20 protein-coding genes and 1 pseudogene are annotated in these 17,896 nt (G+C 61.7%); 5 read left to right on the forward strand and 16 right to left on the reverse strand.

Annotation, left to right across the window (positions count from 1 at the left end; all coding sequences use genetic code 11):
- Positions 1–162: pseudogene (locus tag ACU0FH_RS02355) on the reverse strand (S-(hydroxymethyl)glutathione dehydrogenase); the annotation flags it as partial.
- Between the two features lie 148 nt (positions 163–310).
- Between ACU0FH_RS02355 and ACU0FH_RS02360 the strand changes: the two are divergent.
- Positions 311–922: a hypothetical protein gene (locus ACU0FH_RS02360; protein WP_446193191.1), complete on the forward strand. Its 612-nt coding sequence runs from the start codon at positions 311–313 to the stop codon at positions 920–922.
- 1 nt (position 923) lies between these two features.
- Here ACU0FH_RS02360 and ACU0FH_RS02365 read toward each other — a convergent pair whose 3' ends face one another.
- Positions 924–1,940, reverse strand: coding sequence for a quinoprotein relay system zinc metallohydrolase 2 (locus ACU0FH_RS02365; RefSeq protein WP_446193192.1), 1,017 nt, complete (start codon positions 1,938–1,940; stop codon positions 924–926).
- A 140-nt stretch (positions 1,941–2,080) separates the two neighbouring features.
- On the opposite strand from ACU0FH_RS02365, the gene ACU0FH_RS02370 reads away from it, so the two are divergent.
- A complete protein-coding gene (locus tag ACU0FH_RS02370; RefSeq protein WP_446193193.1) occupies positions 2,081–2,896 on the forward strand; it encodes a quinoprotein dehydrogenase-associated SoxYZ-like carrier in 816 nt (271 codons plus the stop codon).
- Positions 2,897–2,900: 4 nt separating this feature from the next.
- On the opposite strand, the gene ACU0FH_RS02375 is transcribed toward ACU0FH_RS02370, so the two are convergent.
- From ACU0FH_RS02375 to ACU0FH_RS02440, 14 genes are all read right to left on the reverse strand, one after another.
- Positions 2,901–3,248 (reverse strand): hypothetical protein, encoded by a 348-nt coding sequence (locus ACU0FH_RS02375; protein ID WP_446193194.1) that lies wholly within the window; start codon positions 3,246–3,248, stop codon positions 2,901–2,903.
- Complete coding sequence (locus tag ACU0FH_RS02380; protein ID WP_446193195.1) at positions 3,245–3,895, reverse strand: hypothetical protein; 651 nt, start codon at positions 3,893–3,895, stop codon at positions 3,245–3,247. The genes ACU0FH_RS02375 and ACU0FH_RS02380 overlap by 4 nt, the downstream gene beginning before the upstream one ends.
- Before the next feature lie 27 nt (positions 3,896–3,922).
- Positions 3,923–6,187, reverse strand: coding sequence for an ATP-binding protein (locus ACU0FH_RS02385; RefSeq protein WP_446193196.1), 2,265 nt, complete (start codon positions 6,185–6,187; stop codon positions 3,923–3,925).
- On the reverse strand, positions 6,184–7,341 hold the full coding sequence (locus ACU0FH_RS02390) for an FIST N-terminal domain-containing protein (protein ID WP_446193197.1): 1,158 nt from the start codon (positions 7,339–7,341) through the stop codon (positions 6,184–6,186). The genes ACU0FH_RS02385 and ACU0FH_RS02390 overlap by 4 nt, the downstream gene beginning before the upstream one ends.
- A 16-nt stretch (positions 7,342–7,357) precedes the next feature.
- Positions 7,358–8,083, reverse strand: a complete 726-nt coding sequence (locus ACU0FH_RS02395; RefSeq protein ID WP_238372763.1) for a response regulator — start codon at positions 8,081–8,083, stop codon at positions 7,358–7,360.
- 117 nt (positions 8,084–8,200) lie between these two features.
- Positions 8,201–8,812: an S-(hydroxymethyl)glutathione synthase gene (gfa, locus tag ACU0FH_RS02400; RefSeq protein WP_369824815.1), complete on the reverse strand. Its 612-nt coding sequence runs from the start codon at positions 8,810–8,812 to the stop codon at positions 8,201–8,203.
- Between the two features lie 105 nt (positions 8,813–8,917).
- Positions 8,918–10,126, reverse strand: a complete 1,209-nt coding sequence (locus ACU0FH_RS02405; protein ID WP_446193198.1) for a hypothetical protein — start codon at positions 10,124–10,126, stop codon at positions 8,918–8,920.
- Complete coding sequence (locus tag ACU0FH_RS02410; RefSeq protein ID WP_446193199.1) at positions 10,123–10,818, reverse strand: hypothetical protein; 696 nt, start codon at positions 10,816–10,818, stop codon at positions 10,123–10,125. The genes ACU0FH_RS02405 and ACU0FH_RS02410 overlap by 4 nt, the downstream gene beginning before the upstream one ends.
- Positions 10,815–11,705 (reverse strand): VWA domain-containing protein, encoded by an 891-nt coding sequence (locus tag ACU0FH_RS02415; protein WP_446193200.1) that lies wholly within the window; start codon positions 11,703–11,705, stop codon positions 10,815–10,817. The genes ACU0FH_RS02410 and ACU0FH_RS02415 overlap by 4 nt, the downstream gene beginning before the upstream one ends.
- Positions 11,702–12,658, reverse strand: coding sequence for a VWA domain-containing protein (locus tag ACU0FH_RS02420; protein ID WP_446193201.1), 957 nt, complete (start codon positions 12,656–12,658; stop codon positions 11,702–11,704). The genes ACU0FH_RS02415 and ACU0FH_RS02420 overlap by 4 nt, the downstream gene beginning before the upstream one ends.
- Positions 12,651–13,022, reverse strand: a complete 372-nt coding sequence (locus ACU0FH_RS02425) for a hypothetical protein (protein ID WP_446193202.1) — start codon at positions 13,020–13,022, stop codon at positions 12,651–12,653. The genes ACU0FH_RS02420 and ACU0FH_RS02425 overlap by 8 nt, the downstream gene beginning before the upstream one ends.
- Positions 13,015–13,920, reverse strand: a complete 906-nt coding sequence (locus ACU0FH_RS02430) for a DUF58 domain-containing protein (RefSeq protein ID WP_446193203.1) — start codon at positions 13,918–13,920, stop codon at positions 13,015–13,017. The genes ACU0FH_RS02425 and ACU0FH_RS02430 overlap by 8 nt, the downstream gene beginning before the upstream one ends.
- A complete protein-coding gene (locus tag ACU0FH_RS02435) occupies positions 13,917–14,864 on the reverse strand; it encodes an AAA family ATPase (protein ID WP_446193204.1) in 948 nt (315 codons plus the stop codon). Before ACU0FH_RS02435 ends, ACU0FH_RS02430 begins: the two co-directional genes overlap by 4 nt.
- Positions 14,865–15,017: 153 nt before the next feature.
- On the reverse strand, positions 15,018–15,221 hold the full coding sequence (locus ACU0FH_RS02440) for a hypothetical protein (RefSeq protein ID WP_238372772.1): 204 nt from the start codon (positions 15,219–15,221) through the stop codon (positions 15,018–15,020).
- 174 nt (positions 15,222–15,395) lie between these two features.
- Between ACU0FH_RS02440 and ACU0FH_RS02445 the strand changes: the two genes are divergently transcribed.
- From ACU0FH_RS02445 to pqqA, 3 genes are all read left to right on the forward strand, one after another.
- Positions 15,396–16,979: an ATP-binding protein gene (locus ACU0FH_RS02445; protein WP_446193205.1), complete on the forward strand. Its 1,584-nt coding sequence runs from the start codon at positions 15,396–15,398 to the stop codon at positions 16,977–16,979.
- A gap of 9 nt (positions 16,980–16,988) precedes the next feature.
- Positions 16,989–17,693: a response regulator transcription factor gene (locus ACU0FH_RS02450; RefSeq protein WP_446193206.1), complete on the forward strand. Its 705-nt coding sequence runs from the start codon at positions 16,989–16,991 to the stop codon at positions 17,691–17,693.
- 102 nt (positions 17,694–17,795) lie between these two features.
- Entirely contained in the window at positions 17,796–17,891 is a 96-nt protein-coding gene (gene pqqA, locus ACU0FH_RS02455; RefSeq protein ID WP_088634264.1) for a pyrroloquinoline quinone precursor peptide PqqA, read from the forward strand.
- Positions 17,892–17,896: the final 5 nt, after the last annotated feature.

Here is a 17,896-nt window from a genome sequence, read left to right on the forward strand (position 1 = left end):
ACCTTCGGGATCGGCGCCCGAAAGGGTGAATTCGTCGGTATGGCAGATGCCGGTGGCCTTGATCTCGACCAGAACCTCGCCCGCCTTCGGACCTTCGAGATTCACCTCCATGATTTCAAGCGGTTTGCCGGCTTCAACGGCAACTGCGGCGCGGGTTTTCATCGCGTTCTCCTCCCTTGACGCCGCTATCTGGGCGATTGATCCCGAGTATAAGTGGGGGTCGAAACCGAACAATTGCGACCTTGGTTGGTATTCGGCGAGATGGACTTCGAAACACGCTCTGCTAGAGTTCCAGGCAGGGAGGAAAGCCATGAAACCAAAGCTGGGAACGCTGGTTCTATGCGCTGTGCTAGGCCTTGGCGCAACGGCGCAGGGGGCGGATTTTTCCGATCCAGGCTGGCCCTGCATTCAACGAAAGGTTGAATCTCTCTCCGTCGGGCTGATGTGGCCCTACCCCGTGGAAGAAACAGAAATATCCGCCGACGTTCAGGCCGATATCGACGAACTGGCGAGCCGGTTCGCCCTGCGCCGCCTTGAGCTGGAAGAGATCGAACCCGCGCTCTCCGCGTTCACCGCCAAGCATGGGCGAAACCCGGATCTGATGGGCGCTGTCTTTGTCGATGCCTTCGACCGGCTGTCGGCGACGCGCAAGGTGATCATGAAGGGAATCAGTGACTATTCATTCTCGCAGATTGCGCTTGCAGAAAAGATCGACGCGGCGCGAACCGAGATGACCGAACTGATGGCGGCGGAAAAGCCCGATTTCGACATGGTCGACGCGCTTGAGGCGCAGGCCGACTGGGACGAACGTATCTATACCGACCGCGCAAAATCGCTCACCTATGTCTGCGAGACGCCGGTGCTGCTGGAAAAACGTATCTACGCAATCGCGCAGATGCTGCTCGCTGCGGCCGAAGAATAGCTTACTCCCATTCCAGTTCCGAAAAGGCCACCGTGGCGTTGCGGCGGTTGAAGGCGTCGAACAACTGCCAGTGCGGAGCCTGAGACGTGGCGATGGTAGTAACCGCGTCACCCATCCGCTGTCCTTCGGCAATGGCCGCGCGTGTATCGCGGGCAAGCGTATTCAGATAGGCCTCAAGCGGGTCAGCCCCTTGGGGCCAGTCCAGAAGCGGGCCGCCGTGACCGGGAACGACGCGTTTGGCAGGAAGAGTCTTGAGTTCCTCGAGCGCCGACAGCCAGCCGAGCAGGCTCCCATCAAGCGCCGGGGTATGTTCGGCAAAGACAAGATCACCGGCAAACAGGATACCACTCGTCGGATCGAAAGCCGTCAGATCATTGCCGGTATGGGCGGTCGGCCATGCCCTGAGTGACAAAACCCGACCGCCAAGGTCAATCTCCCTCGTACTCTCGACCGCGATATCGACCTTCGCCGCTTCTGTGCCGATCAGTGGCACGGCACCGATAAGCGTACGCAGGCTTTCCATATAGTTTTCGCGCCGGTCCGCCAACGCGCGTTCAAGACCGGCATGCGCAACAACCTGCGCCCCGGCACCGGCAAACACGCTGGCGCCAAAGACGTGATCCGGGTGCATATGGGTCAAAATCACATGGCTGACCGGCAGGTCGGTGCGCGCCCGGATCGCCCGCCAGATCGCCTCACCCATCCAAGCGGCACTGCCGCTGTCGATGACAGCAACCGATTGCGCGCCAATGACAAACGCGATGTTCGAGACATCGCCGAGGTTGCCGGCATCGGGTTCCGCGATCTCTCCACGGTGCAGAAAAATGCCCGCGCCGACGTCTTCAAAACCCAGTCCCGGAGGAGATTCCCTGCAGAACGCTCCCGGTTCCGGAGGCTGTCGATCCATCAGCGCCGCCTCGCATCCGGCTTTGTCCGTGGCTTCGTAGTCCGGCGATAACACTTCCCGGCAGTCGGAACTACCAAGAACCAGGCAGAGGGTCACGACGGCCTCGAACATGGGATGGCTCCGCTGGATGATCCTTGGCCAAGACTGGCCGATCACGGTGATTTCAGACCACCCCGACCAAGGGATTAGTGATTTTTGCCCGCTTACGGCGTAAGATCAGCCATGCATGCCGCGTCGTGAGGAGAACCGGAATGCCCTTCAAACTGATACAAGCCGCTGCGCTGGCGGTTATTGCGGCTGGTGCCGCAATGGCTGCGGACCAGGAAATCAAGAACCCGCTTGTCGAGGGTGAGACTTGGGCGGATCTGGAATATGACATCGTCGGGGATCGCGAGATCGGGGATGGGTCGGCGCTCATCGCGCTCGATGCGCCCTATCGTGCCGAGGATGCGGCCATCGTTCCGCTGCACCTGACGCAGACCGATCCGGATGCAGATATCGACAGCCTCATGATCGTGATAGATGAAAACCCCGCCCCTCTGGCGGGCGATTTCACTTTTGGTCCCGGCATGACGCCACTGGATTTCGAGCTCCGGGTGCGCGTCAATCAATATTCCAACATCCGCGTCATCGCGAATACGGGCGACGGGCTGGTGATGACAGGACGGTTTGTCAAAGCCTCGGGCGGATGCTCGGCCCCGGCCAGCAAGGACCCCGAAGTGGCACTGGCCTCGATGGGGCAGATGCGGCTGCGGTCCTTTGGTGACAAACCCGCGATGTCGAACACGCGGCGCGAGGCACAGATCATGATCCGGCATCCGAATTACTCAGGGCTGCAACGCGATCAAATCACACAGCTTTTCATAAACGCGCATTTCATCGACGAACTTGAGGTCTATCAGGGCGAGGAATTGCTTTTCACCATGGAAGGCGGGATTTCCATTAGCGAGAACCCAGTGTTCCGCTTTGCCTATCGCGACAATGGCGCGCCTGCGCTGCGGGTTCGCGCGCGCGATACCGAAGGCAATATCTTTGAACAGATACTGCCCAAGGATGGCGAAATCTGAGGGTTCAGAAACAGACGATTTCGGCTTCGGCCTGCGCGCGGCGCAGGTCCGCGACAAAAGCGCGGGGCATAGCGGCGGAGCGGAACATCGACATACGCTCCCCCCCGGTCTGCTGAAGCGAAAGCACCGTCTCGGCCTCGACATATTTGTCGTAAGGCAGGATCGAGGCGATCACGTCGATGGAACAGGAACACTGCCCAAGCACCTGGCGCGACTGCCCGTTCACGGCCATGCAGGCAAACACGTAATCCGCCCGGGCGGCGGTGGGGTAGTCGTTCAGCCTCTCCTGCACCGAGGTCTGTGCATAGAGACCTCCGCCAATCAGGCTCAGGAAGACAGCGAGCGGTTTCATTCGCTGTCTTCCATTCCGTCAAAGCTGAGGGTCGAGGAATAGATCGGCGCGCCGCCATCCGGGGCGGGAACACTGGCCGAAAGCGAACGATACCAGCCGGGAATCTCGTCCGACATGGTGACGGTTAGCGCAAGATCGCCAAAACCATTCATCCGCGCCGCGTTGGGATCGCCGTCAAAGGGACGCAGGATCACGTCGACGCTGTCGCCCTCCTCATGGCGTTCGGCGGGGCGGATCAGCGACTCTTTCACGCGGTTGCGAATGTAAAAGGGGCTGCCACCCGCCGATTCAGCCATGTCGCGCACAACGGTTTCAACGAAATACATGATGATCGGATTGCCGACGCTCGCCGGAAAACTGCCAAGGTTGCGATACTTGCCGTCCTGCCGGAATTTTAGATTGGCCTGCCCCGCATCCTCGCCACCGAATTCCAGAACGATGCGTCCGGTGTCGCGGGTGGCGGTGTCGGGCAGCAGCCGGTTGCTGACGTGGCGATCATAGACGAGCGACTTGTCACGCGACACGTCATCAAGCGTCCCGTCCCGGAACAACAAGTCATAGGTTTCCGTCTTGGTGGTCTGGGCCGTGTCGGCAAGAACCGGGCCAGAGAGCAGGGTTGTCAGGATGAAAAGCCGCAACAGTCGCATAGAGTCCTCCTTTCGGATCAGCCTAGATCAAGCGTGCCGGGCGTCATCCGAGACTTTTGTCGGTGACGGCGGTTCTCGCTCTGGCGAAACGCGCGTTTTCCAGCCGATCAGGCTGCGCAGCCGCGAAAGTTCGACGGGTTTGGGCAGCACGGTGAAATCATGCACACTGCCAGTATCGACAAGCGACGCGCTGCGGTTGGCGGTGATCATGATGGCAGGCACGTGGAAACCGGTTTCGGCCCGCACCGCCTGTATCGTCTCGATGCCCGTGGCATGGCCGTCGAGCTGGTAATCGGCAAGGATGATGTCGGGTGGCATCCCGAGGTCGCGCACCATTTCAAGCGCCTCCATGGTGGACTGCGCGCCCAGAACGCTGGCCCCCCAGCTGTCGAGTTTCTGGACCGTGGCAAAAAGCACATCGGGATCGTTTTCGACCACCAGCGCTATAACGTCCATATCGGCGAACTGATCGCTTTTCACATCCGGCGACGGGGCGGTGATCATCGGGCGTTCCTCGATCACGTCCATCTCGATGGAAAAGACCGACCCGACATTGGGTTTGGACCGGACCCCCACCTTGTGGCCAAGGTGGCGACAGGTACGGTCGACGATCGAAAGGCCAAGCCCCATGCCAGATCCGGGGGGCACGTTTTCGGCGCGCGTGAATTCCTCGAAAACGCGTTTCTGGTCGCGATGCGAAATGCCGATGCCCGTGTCCCAGACTTCGAGCACGACCTTGTCGCCACGGCGGCGACAACCGATCAGGACACGGCCCTTTTCGGTATACTGGATCGCGTTCACCACGAGGTTCTGGATCGAACGCAACAGGTAGCGTTGGTCGCTGCGGACCCAGACCGTCGAAGGCACCATGTCGAGCTGCACGCCTTTCTTGCGGGCAATCGGCTCCTGGTCCTCGATGACGGTCTGCATGATCGTGCCCAGACAGAAATCTGACGGCGACAGCCCGCTGCCGGTGCTTTCCAGCCTCGATATGTCAAGAAGCGCGTGCAGCAGCGTCTCCATCGAGTTGAACGACCCGTCGAGCCGTTCGACCATCGATTCCATGTTGGTGCCCTGCGACATGTCCCTCAGCGTGGAAATCAGCAGTTTGGCCGCGTTGATCGGTTGCAGCAGGTCATGGCTGGCCGCCGCAAGGAAACGGGTCTTTGAGGAAACCGCCGCTTCGGCCTCTTCCTTGGCAAGGCGCAGTTCCTCTTCGACGCGGGCCTGTTCCTGATACTGCTCGGTCATCTGCGCATTGGCGCGGGTCAGTTCCGAGGTCCGCTCCTGCACCCGTTTTTCCAGCATCGCCGTGGTGCGAGATTCCAGCGTCACATCCTTGATGTCCACCAGAAACCCCTGATCGGGCAGCAGGTGAACATGCAGGTCAAGCACATTGCCGCTGCGATGGCGGAGCCTTTCGCGCAACCGGCCCTCGCGCCGCAGCTTGCGCGACCAGCCGTCATTGGCATTCAGCCCGTCGGCGGAGACCTCGTAGTTTTCCTTGATGAACCGCAGGATGCGCGAGAACTTGGTCCCGTCCTGCGCGAGGACAAAAGGCAGGCCAAGAAGCTCGCAGAACCGGGCGTTATGGATCATCACCGTGCCCGCGTTGGAAAAGGTACAGATGCCAAGGCTCATGTGATCGATGGCCGCCTGAAGGTAATGGGCGTGCCGGTCGATCAGCAGGTCTTTCTCGGTCCGGTTCTTACGAACGATATCGGTGATCTCGGTTTGCAGGACGACGATATTATCAGCGCTCGCGTGCTGCTGGCTGATCTGGAACCAGCGATCACCGACCACTTCGAGCACGAAAGAGATCAACGCGGAACCGGGGGTGGCATTACCCGCACGGCGCAGGTTGCGCCGGGTCTTGTCATCGCGCGTGACGATATGGCTGCTGTTGCGCACCGCCTGAAAGTAATCGGCAACGCTCAGATCGGGCAGGATCTTGTCGGTGATATCCGGGAGCAGAGTCTTGAAAAGATCGTTGCAGACCTGAAGACGCCCGTTGGTAAAGAGTGCAAATCCGCCTTCCATGACCGAAAGCGCATCTGCAAGATTCTTCTGCGTGCGCTCGCGATCAAAGCGCAGCAGTTCAAGTTCGTTCGAAGCGCGTTCAAGATCGCGGGTCTTGGCCCAGATCTGACCCTGCAGCGCGATGGCGGACTGAAAGGCGGAATACGCCGAGCTTCCTACATCGTTCTGCCTCCCGGCGCGGCGCACCAGCGCCTCGATGATCTTGGCCTGCTTGGCTACCTGTACTTCGAGCGGGTCGTCGCTGTTGATCAATGCAAGTCCCGCCTTTGAGGTTCAAAGAAAGCCACGCCGACAAAGGTCTGGTTCACGTGCACGCCGCAATGCTGCTCACCATAGGTGTTGAAACCGATCACCTTGCGGGCCTGCAGAATGCGCGAGGCCGGTTCCCTCAGTTGTTTCTGTTCGATCTCGAGTTTGCGCAGGAAGCAGTCGAAACCCAGCACGAATTCCGGCGACTTGCCGCGCGCGTTGCGCACGTCGAGCTCCTCGTCCAGCGTCCGCAGGATTTCCTGACCCCGCCCGAGGGTCAGCACCAGCCCCACGTCAATGGCCGAAAAGAACGATAGCCCGCCATTTCCCTGCACCTCCTGAATGGCGCGCACATGGTAAAGTGTGTTGTTTCGCACCAGCACGGGGTTCTCGGCAAAGACCTGCGGCGAAAGCTGGTCGACCGGAACGCCGATCAGCCGGGCATATTCCTCGGCGGCCGGTGCCCCGTTCAACTCAAGAACCATCCGTTCGCCGGGGACGGCCTCGGTCACCACCATCTGTTTCTCGGTCGGCAGGAAATGGTCAAAGCCCAGGCCGGTGAATTCGAGATCGGTTTCCAGGATCAGCACCAGCGCGGCATTGCGGTGAAACTTGCCCATGTGCAGCACGGATGTCTCGCGGAACTGCAACCCGTTTCCCGCCGATCCGCCAAAGACCGGCATTTCACCAAGACCCGCGGCAAGCGCCGCAACCAGCATGTCCTCCTGCTTGGACAACCCGTCGGTGAATGTCAGCGCCAGCCGGTTCCAGTTCGCCGTCTTCTGGAACTGTGCAGAAAGGCGATGCACATCCGCCGCGATCTGCTTGATCGAAAGGGGTTTCAGCGGCGACACAAGGAGCGTCGCGCAGCGGAACCGGGATTTCGGGAAGGACACGACAAGAAGCGCGTCATCCTCATAGCCCTCGGGCGTGATCTGACCTGCCGTGGTGCAGCCGAAAACCGGCACCCCCGCGAACCCCTGATCAAGCGCCTCGGCCAAATTGTCCGGGTCAAGCCGGTCGGGCGCGAACACCAGCAAAAAGCAGGAGTCCGAGGTGTCGAGCGTATCGACGATTTCACGCACGGCCTCTCCCGCATCGGACAGGTATGAAATGCCGATGCGGATCGAGGATTGCTGCGGGGCGATCTGAAGCATCAGGGCGCCTTGGGCACTACTGGCTCAGGAAGGCCCGGGCAGCCGCGTCACTGCTTTGGGATTCCCCTTCGAGATTCGCGCTTTCGACCAGCATTGCCGCCTGCGTCCGGTTCTGTACGCCAAGCCGCCGCAGCAGGGCGGTGATATGCGCCTTTACCGTCGCTTCGGCGAGAGACAACTCATAGGCGATCTGCTTGTTCGGCTTGCCTGCACAGATGAGCTTCATGATGCGGGTCTGCTGCGGTGTCAGTTCCGCGATCTTCCAGCTTACATCATGCAGGGCGGCAGCACGCGCGGCGGGGCGATAGCTCTGACGGTGCTCTTTCGGCAGATAGCGACGGCCCATGCTGACCTCGCATAGCGCCTCTTGCAGAACCTCGGAGGAGATATCCTTTGGCACGAAACCCGCAGCGCCCGCGTCCATCAGCGTATGCACCACGTCGGCCGAGGTCAGCGCCGATATAACCACGATGGGCGTATCGGGCAGACGGTCGCGCAGACGCAGGTATCCACTGATACCCGTGACGTCCGGCAGCCGCAGATCAAGCATCACCATATCCGGCTTAAAATCGCCGGTCAGCAGGTTGAGCCCGTCGCAAAGTGTGGAAGCGGTTTCGATGTGGCAACTTGGAAATGCGTGCCGAAGGGTCGTCGCAAGCGCGTCGCAGTACAGCGGATGATCGTCGATCACCATGACAGACTGCACGCGGCAAGGTGAGTGCCTTACCGGTTCGTGTTTCATGAAAGTTCCTCCCGATGGGAATCTAACAACCATCGGAAGATTCGCGCAAGAGTTGCATACCACCGCACACCGGATTGGGCCGGCATGCGGCGGTGCCTGTTCCTCGCGGTCAGGGTCTCATGAAAACTGGACGCCGTTCGCTTTGGCCGTGTGGGTCGCGATAAGATCCATCAACGGCGGCGACAGGCAGTCATAGGGTTCAAGATCGAGCTCTCTCAATCGGCCCCGAATCCCGTCCATCCGGTCCGGTGACACCCCGGATTCGATGATAGACGAAACAAAGGCCGCGAACTCGGGCGCGGACCAGCCGCTTTGGGGTGAAAGCTCGGTATGAACGAAATCGAGCCCGTGGAACGGGTGCCCGGTGTTTTCGATCCGGCCGTACATATGGGTGCCGCATTCCTTGCAGGCGTGACGCTGGATCGCCGCCGAGGCATCGATCACTTCCAGCTTGTCCTCGTTCGCGGTGACCTTGACGTTATCACGGCCAACTACGGCGATCTGTGAAAATACCGCGCCGTCGGGTTTCCAGCACTTGGTGCATCCGCAGACGTGGTTATGGGCGGTCTGGCCCGACACCTCGACGGTTACCTTGTTGCTCGGACACTTGCAGGACAGCGTACCGCCCGAAAAGCTGCCCGATCCGGGTTTGACCCCGCCATCTACAGCGGGATGGATCTTGACGTGGCTGAACTTTGCCCCACCCCCATCGCCGCCGCCGCCCAGCATTTTAGATAGTAATGTCATTGAACTTCCTCCCATGACCTTTCCGGTTGCTCTTGGACGTAAGTCCGACAGAGCGTCGCCGATGCCGGGGATTCGGACAATTCAGCCTTAGGTGGCGGTAGATCGCACGAACTCGCGTCTGTTTTCGCGTATTTCACGGCTCAGCCGGGCCGCGAATTCGCGTGCGAATTCACGCTGATCCCGGGCGATACCGCCTTTTCCAAAAACCGCCTCGTCGAACTCGCGCAGCAGATGCTGCCCCGTTCCTTCGCGCGCGATCAGTGCCGCCGCATGATGGCGAAGGCCGGAAAGATCGCCGCGTCGCGCGGACTGGCGAAGCCTGAACCGCAGCGGATCGAAGGGGCCGAACCGGTCAGTGGCAAGCGCAAGATCGCGCCCCGGCCAGAGCAGCCATGTGCCCGCCCCAAGCGCCACGACAAACGCCAGCGTCATCAGCAGCGGATGCAGCCGGGTGGGTTCAGGGGTCGGCATGCTGGGCGGTGCCGCGCTTTCCTCCATCGCGATCCGCTGGGCCGAGATCGTGACCGTCTGCATCTTGCGGGTCGTGGTATCGAAATAGTCGAACTCGATCGGTTCGATGATGGCCGAGGTGTTGTTGGTGGGCCGGATCGTCCAGCGCCAGAACGCAATGGAAACCGGACCCATCGGTGAAAGTTCAACAAACCGCTTGTCCGGGTGCGGAAAAATCATCGCACTGGGCGAATGCAGTTCGGGCATCGGCGGGATCATGTCCGGCGACACGCCGATGGCCTGAATACGGATCACCCGCAACACGCCCTCGCCCGGTTGCAGCTGGTCCGGCGCATTCGACCATTGATCCGAGATTTCAAGCCGGCGCACCGGAAACCACCAGCCCTCGACCGCAGGCGCGGGGCCCACGTCAAGCGAAACCGGGGCCGAGGCTATCTCATGCTCGAACCAGTCATCGCCCTCATCCGTCAGGGTCAGATGATGCACGAAAGGCGGGATCGTCAGCGCCCCGGTCCGGTCAGGAAACAACGCCATCCGACGCCGGAAATTCTTGATCGGCTGGCCACGCTCGCGGGTCTCGTACCACGTGTCCTGCCCCAGTTGCATCCAGTTGAAACCGTCAAGCTCCGGCGTTTCGAGCTTTTCCAGCGTGATATGCCTTCGATAGCGACCGTGGATGGTGACCAGCACCATTTCGCCCTTCAGGATATCATCGGCCGAGGTTTCAACGCTCACCTCCAGCGCCAGTTCACCGGGATTGACGGCGCGGGTCTGAGCACAGGCCAGCCCAGGCAACATCAACAGGCAGAGCAACAGGAGTCTCATCGCGGATCTTCCGGCTCGGGTGGAGAGAGACCAAGCTTTTTGCGGCGCTTATGTTCCTGCGCGATCCGTGCCTTGAGGTATTCGCCGGGCACGTCCGACAGCGTAGCCAGCCAGCGGGTGTTGGCGACCATGAACCGGTCGTCGAAAATCTTGCGGATGCGCTCGTCGCCGTGGCTTGCCAGTTCCGGCAGACCCAACAGCGCGCCGGTATTGGTGGTGCCGTCCCCTGCCCCGGCGGCGCGGGCGTTGCCTTGCGCAATGGAAGATTTCACCACCGCTCCCTCTCCGCCGTCCTTTTCGGTGAACCACGCAATCGGCGCCTCGGGGTCAAGCGCGAGGCTCGCGTAAAAGGCAGCGAGCAGGTCGAAATTGGCCGCCGCCTGTTCATCGCCCGCAAGCCGCGCAACGTCATAGGCTTCGAGCGCGGCGGCATAATTGCCTGCCTGCGCTTCGGCATTGCCGAGATTGAAAAAATCGCCCGCCCGTCGAAATTCCTCCGCCGCGCCCGCATGATCGCCAGCCCGGTACAGCGCGATGCCTTTCCAACCCGGTTCTGCCAGCAAAGGCTCGGCAAGGCGATTCATCCCAAGCCCAAGCGCAAGACGGCCAAGCGGCGCGGTCCCGTGCCCGGCAAGCAGCGCAAGGACAAGGCAAATCATCGCCGCCACCGCGATATAGGCGGGACGTTTCATGCCGCCGCCCTACGGAACATCAGCAGCACCGGGATCAGCGCAAGCAGCAACAGGTATCGCCCAAGGTCCATCCGGAACAGCAGCGGGTAATCCTGTCGCTCCAGTCGGTCACGTGCATCCTCTTGCAAGAAGCTGGCCAAAGCCTGTGTATCCGAGGTGCGAAACACCTCTCCGCCCCCGGTGCGGGCCAGCGTTTCGGCAGCGGCGACATCTCCCGGCACCACGACCGAAAGCCGCGCACCCTGCCCCGCAATATCTGCTGCAGCCTGCATCGCGTCGGGGCCGATGCCCGCGCCATCGGTCAACAGGATGACATCCCCGGCAAGCGTACCGGATTCAGCAAGGATCGTCGCCGCAAGGGACAATCCCCGCTCGGGCCGCGACCCCTTGTCCGGAACGGTTTCGCCATCAACAAGAGACAGGGTCTGGCCAAGTTGCCGTGTGTCCGCCGTCATGTCGGCCGCCACATAGGCGTCGCCCGCATAGACCACCAGCGCGGCGGGACGGCTTTGCAAGGCCGCCACCCCCACCCTGCCCGCCGTCTGTAAAGCCAACCGGTTGCCGTCCTCCTCAAGCAACTCCGAAGCATCCATTACGAAAACCACGCCGTCGAGATTGCGATAGGCGGCAGCGTCCCGCCGTTCCACCGCCGGACCGGACAGGGCGGCAAAGATCAGACCTGCCGCAAGCAGAGGTGCCAGCGCCGCAAACCCGCGTCGCCCGGCGTCTACCCGGCCAAGCGCCTGCAAAGCCGCTTTCAAATGCGGATCAAGGGCCATGTCCCAGCCCCCCAGACGCGCTGGACGTCGCCCAATCACCAGCACCAACACCGCCAGAAACGGCAGGAGCAACAGCCAGAGCGGGCGCAGAAGCTCTAGATCGCTCATCGCGTTCCCCTCCACCCGATCCAAAGACAGCAAAGACCGGCCAGCAGCGCCGGGTAAATCCAGAGTTCGCGGTAGACCTCGGCGGCAAGACCATCGCCTGTAGTGGCCTCGAGCCGGTCCAGCGCCTGCGTGACCTCCAGCAGATCCTCGCTGGTGCGGACACGGAAACTGGTGCCGCCGCTCAACTCGGAAATCGCACGCAGGGTGGCCGCATCGACGACGCCCCGCTCTCCCGGATCGCTGGTCTCAAGGTCCCTGGGGCCAAGGGCTATCGTATGCACGCGCACGCCCATATCCGCCGCAAGACGGGCCACCGCGCGCGGGTTCGTGGACCCGGCGTTGCTGATACCGTCGGACAGCAGGATCACCACCTTGGTCGCGGCGTCCGACTGCTCCATCCGCTTCAGCGCAAGCCCCAGCCCGTCAGAGATATTCGTCGCCCGTCCAGAAATGCCGATGCTCGCCTCTTCGATTCGGCGCGCGATGGCCTCGGTATCGAATGAAAACGGCGCGGCGTAATAGGCCTCTGACCCGAACACGATCAGCGCAACGCGATCCCCCGCCCGGCGCCGGACGAAATCCGACCCTACCTTTTGCACCGCCTCAAGCCGGGTAACCTGCTGCCCATCAAGGTGGAAATCATCGCGCACCATGGACCCCGACAGATCGATGGCGATGGCAAGATCGCGCCCCGAAACGCGCAGGGCCGATACAGGTTCAAGCAGGCGCGGTCCGGCTAGCGCGAAGACAAGCAGCAGCCAGACCAGACCCGGCAGCAGCAACCGGCGCCCGGATTTCAGCATCTGTTGCTGGCCCGCCTTTAGCAGGGTTTGGGCGACGCCGTCCGGCACAGCCAGGGCCGCGCCCCTATGGGCGTGCCCGGGGATCAGCCACAGGACAACGACCGGCAAAGGCAGCAGTAGCAGGAACAGCGGATCGGCCAGATCAATCACGCCCCGAGACCTCGCGTTCAAGGCCATGCAGATCGGGCATCCCGCCCGGTTCGTATAATCGGGCCGATATCCGCGCGTAAACCTGCGGGTGGTCCTGCTTAAGCAGATGAAGCAGCGCCAGCCTTTGGTCGTCCTCGGGCAACGTGCCAATGCACGTCAGCCTGTCTTTCATACTGACCGGCTTGGTCGACGGTCTGGACCGCAGGAGAAACCGCAAGAGCAGCGCGACAACAACCGCAAGAAAAAACCCCAGCGCGACGGCGGCGAGGAAATCCGCCAGAACACCACCCGCGGAATGCGAAGGCAGACGGATGTCATGCAGCCCGGCCAACATCGCTTCCTGACTGAGGGCGCGGTCAGCCATGAGACATGCCTTCCCGCCTCGGAAAACCTCCGTTAATCACCCGCGCCATCTGCGCCACAGGCGCGGCGGCGTCGACCCGCAGCAAGGGGAACCCGGCGAGCGGTTCCGGCGGGATATCTTCGCGCCCCTCATCGATACGGCCCAGCCGGTGCGACCCGTCGGCAAGCCGGATCGGATAGCTGCCCGGCGGCAGCGCGTCTATGCCATCGCCAACCATCACCAACCGGGGATGACGCCGTCGCGCCAACTGGCCCAGACGGTCCGAAAGATCGCCCCCCGGTCGGTCGAAGCCCGAGGCAATCACCACCTCGGCACCCGCCGGGGCAAGCCGCGTCACCCGGGCAAGCGCGCCGTCAAGATCGGGGTCGTCGAGCCTCCCACTTTGCGCCTCTTCCAGAACCGTTGCATGGGCGCGGGCCATGGCGCCTATCACGGCAAGCATTCCCCGCACCATGCCGCGGATCGATGTCACGACCGGCATCTTCGGACCGATCACCAGCAGCCCGACGCGGCCGCCTTCCTCGATGGCGCGCCACCCGATCAGGGACAGCGCCTCGGCCGCCGCGACGGATCGAAAGGCGCGCCGCGTCCCCCAGAGCATCGAAGGCCTGAAATCGGCAACCAGAAAGGTCACTTGGTCCCGCTCCTCCTGAAACGAGCGCACGTGGAGCACACCGGTGCGGGCGGTGCTGCCGCGATCAAGATGCCGGATATCGTCGCCGGTCACGTATTGCCGCACGTCGGCGACCTCCTGCCCTTGTCCGCGCCGCCGGGTGACGAACCCGCCGGGCAATGCGGCCTGCACCTCGGTCTCTGCACCGTGCAGCAAATGGGTGCGAAGCGCGATCAGTGACCGGGCATCCAGCCAGACTCCGGGCGCTTGCAGGGCCGGGTTCACAGCGGTTCGACGGCTTTCAGCACATCGGCTATCAAGGCCCGCGCCGTCCTCCCCTCTGCCACCGCCCGCCATGCCATTACCAGCCTGTGCGCCAGCGCATCTGCGGCCACCGCCTGCACATCCTCGGGCAACGCATGGTCCCGCCCCTTCAGATAGGCCCGTGCCTTGGCCGCGGCGGCAAGGGCCAGCGATCCGCGCGGCGACACAGGGTGGTCGATATCCTCGGAAAATGGCGGCTGCCGCGTCGCCGTCACCAGCCGCACGATGTAATCTCTAAGCGGCGAGGCAAGATGCACGGCCATCGCCTCGGACCGCGCCGCACGCATATCGTCGAGGTGCAGCCTGACCGGCGCCGCGACAGGGGCCTGATTTTCGGCTTCGACAAGATCAAGGATCTTCCGTTCGGTTTCCTCGTCTGGCAACGACAGGACGACATGAAGCAGGAACCGGTCGAGCTGCGCCTCCGGCAGGGGAAAGGTGCCATCATGTTCGATGGGGTTCTGCGTCGCGACGACAAGGAACGGGTCCGGCAGCCTGTGGGTCGCATTGCCGCTGGTAACCTGCCCTTCGGCCATCGCCTCAAGCAGCGCGGACTGGACCTTGGGCGGAGCGCGGTTGATTTCGTCGACCAGAACGAGGTTGTGGAAAACCGGTCCCGGAACGAACTCAAAATCGCCGGTCTGGGGGCGAAACACCGGCGTGCCGGTCAGGTCCGAGGGCATGAGATCCGGCGTGCATTGGATCCGGGCAAACCCACCCTCGATCGCCTCGGCCAGTCGTTTTACGGCGCGGGTCTTGGCAAGACCGGGCGCGCCCTCGATCAGAAGATGACCGCCCGACAGGATCCCGATCAGCAGACGTTCGATCAGAACGTCATGGCCGACAAGACCGGCGACGAGATGATCGTCGAGCCCTGACAGGCGGGTCTTTGCCTGAACATCCATGCCGCATTCCTCCCCCTGATCGCTCAGGCGACTATAGGCAGGATGCTATCTCTTCAGCGAGGTCAGGCAAACACAGCCCAAAGTCTCAGTCCGGATCGAAATTGAACCTTACCGAAGACAGCGCGGCTGTCAGGCGAACGTAAGAAAGAGCTGTTACGCTTCTTTCTCGGCCAGGTTGACCGACTTGCATTTCCAGTTGGCGATCTGCCAGTTTGGATGCGCCTCGGTCCATTTGGCGAGCTCCGGCTGGGCGCGCATGAGGCAAGTCATCGGGGAAATATCAGTATAAAGCATACTTCTGCTCTCGCACTCGGCGGGCGAGGCGCTCAGGCAGGCAACAAAAATCAACTCAATCATCATACCCTCATGTCAATACAACCATTAGTAGCGGTCCTCAATGTAAAGCTCTGCGGTAAATATAACCCTCACGAAAGCGCACAATCTGCGATTTAAGTCACAAAAGCCCGTATCACAGGCCCAAAGCCGGGGGATTGCACAGATTTCACTCGCATTGCAGGCGGGCCGCCGCACGTGTCCCTGAAATTCAGTTCACTCAAGGCCAAACTTGCCCTTGGGGCAGGGCTGGTGGCGCTGGTTGCATTGCTGGGCGCCGCGCTCAGCATCATCGGCATGGAAATCGTCTCGAGCCGCATCGAGGCCTCGGTTCAGGCAGAAAAACGGGTCGAGCGCTATTCGGTGCTGTCGACGCAGGTCACCAGTTTCATCGTGGTCGCGGCCGAAGCCGCACAATCCGGCCTGTCGCCAGAAGCGCGCGCCGACAGGCTCGACCGGCTGGCCGTGAACATCTCGGAAACTTTCGAGTCTCTCCGTCGCGACCACGAAGCAGCGGTAAGCGGTGCTGCGCCCTCGGGGCTCGACGCTCAGTCACGCCGCGCGACGCAAAGCATCGGACTGGCTCGGATGCAGGCGCTTTTCGATACCACGCTAAATGGGCTTTTGGACGAAACCGCCGGGCCGGAACGCTTGCAGGGGCATATTGACAGTTTCGCGCATGGTTTCGATCCGCTGCTGAATTCGGTGATCAGCGAGGAAATCCGTGACCGGCGTGAAATCATCGCCGGCATCACTGACCTGCGGCAACAGTTGATCCCGATGGCGCTGGCGATATCCGCGGCCACCATCCTGCTGCTGATCGGGTTTTACCTTGTGCTGATCCGGCCCCTGTTCCGGCGGCTGGACCTCTTGCGCGACGCCGCCCGGCAGATCCGGCAGGCGGATTTCGCGGTCTCCCTGCCCGAAAAGGACGATGAGCTTGGGCACGTCCTTGCCGAAACCAACCGCATGGCAAGAACGCTCTCGGACCGAAGGGATGAGGTCGAGGCGGAATGGACCCGGCTGAACAACACCATCGAGGAACGCACCGAGGAGCTGCGCGAAGCCGTCGAAGAACTGGCCCGAACCGATGAAAACCGGCGTCGCCTGTTTGCCGATATCAGCCACGAGCTTCGCAACCCGCTCAGCGTGATCCTGATGGAGAGCGAAATCGGTCTGAACGGCAGCGATGTCTCGAAAGGGTCCTTCCAGACGATCCGGACGAGGGCGCTGCGGCTGAACCGGCGCATCGACGACCTGCTGCGGCTGGCCCGGTCCGAAACAGGGCTGCTGCAACTTAACGCCGGACCTTTTGATCTGGGTGAGACCGTCAGCGAGGCGCTCGAGGACATGCGCCCGCAGGTCGAAAGCGCCGGGATGAACATCACACTCAGCGGGGCAACGGCCCCAATGGCGCAGGGGGATCGCAACTGGGTCCGGCAAGTCGTGGCCGGGCTGATCCAGAACGCGATACGCCATGCAAGGGAAGGGAGGGAAATCGCCATGACGCTGGAGCAAAAAGACGAACGGATCTGCATCAATGTCATCGATCAGGGCCGCGGCATCGACCCCACTGAACAGGACCGGATCTTTGACCGGTTCCGGCAGGGCTCCAGTAATACCGCCAGCGAAGGGTTCGGAATCGGGCTGGCCTTTGCCAAATGGGTGATCGAGCAACAGAGCGGACGGATCGACCTGCAAAGCCCCCTGCCAAGGGCCGAACGCAAAGGCCCGGCACCCGGTACGAAAGTCACGCTATGCCTCCCCGTGGCCCAAGGCTAGGCTTTCGGTATGAGCAGCATCGAAGACCCCGTCCTTATCGTGGATGACGATCCTGAAATCACCTCGGCCCTGTCGAGGGGGCTGGCCCTGCACGGCCTGCGCAGCGTCAGCGAAAACCGTGTGGATACGGCGCTGGAACGCTTTGCCGATACGGCGCTCAGTGCCGCAATCATCGACGTCATGATCGGTTCGGACAGCGGTATCGATCTTGTGCGTAACGTCCGGAACGCCGGGCACAGGACACCGATCCTGATGCTGAGCGCCCTTTCCGAAGTCGAGGACCGCGCCCGTGGGCTCGAAGCCGGGGCGGATGATTACGTGGTCAAACCGTTTTCCTTCGACGAACTCGTCGCCCGCCTCAAGGTGCAGCAACGCCGCGCCCGCCCGGATAAACCGCGCGCCACACTGGACATGGCAAGCTGGATCCTTGCATCCGACCACCGGCGCGTCGAACTCACCGAACGCGAAGTCAACCTTCTGGCGCTGCTATCGCGGCACGCGGGCAAGCCCATGTCGCGCGAAACTGTTTTCGATCAGCTCTGGGCCAGCCAGGGCGCAAGCTCGGAAAACGTGGTCGATGTCTATGTCGGCTACCTGCGGCGCAAGCTTGACCCGGCGCAAGAGTTCGGATTCGAGATAAAGACAATCCGGAATCAGGGTTTCATGCTCGATGGCACGGCACCGAAAATCTCACAACATACTGAACAACAGTAACATTTATTTTTTCTTATAACATTCCCTTTGACGAAACGGGCAGGCAAGCCACATGATAAGCAATACATCCCACATGTCACTTCACTCAGGAGGAGATGAACAATGGCCTGGAACAAACCGATCATCCGCGAAATCGAATGCGGTATGGAAATCAACATGTACGGACCCGACGCGGACGACGACGGCGTACTGTTCTAAGACTG

The organism is Heliomarina sp., from assembly GCF_052826185.1.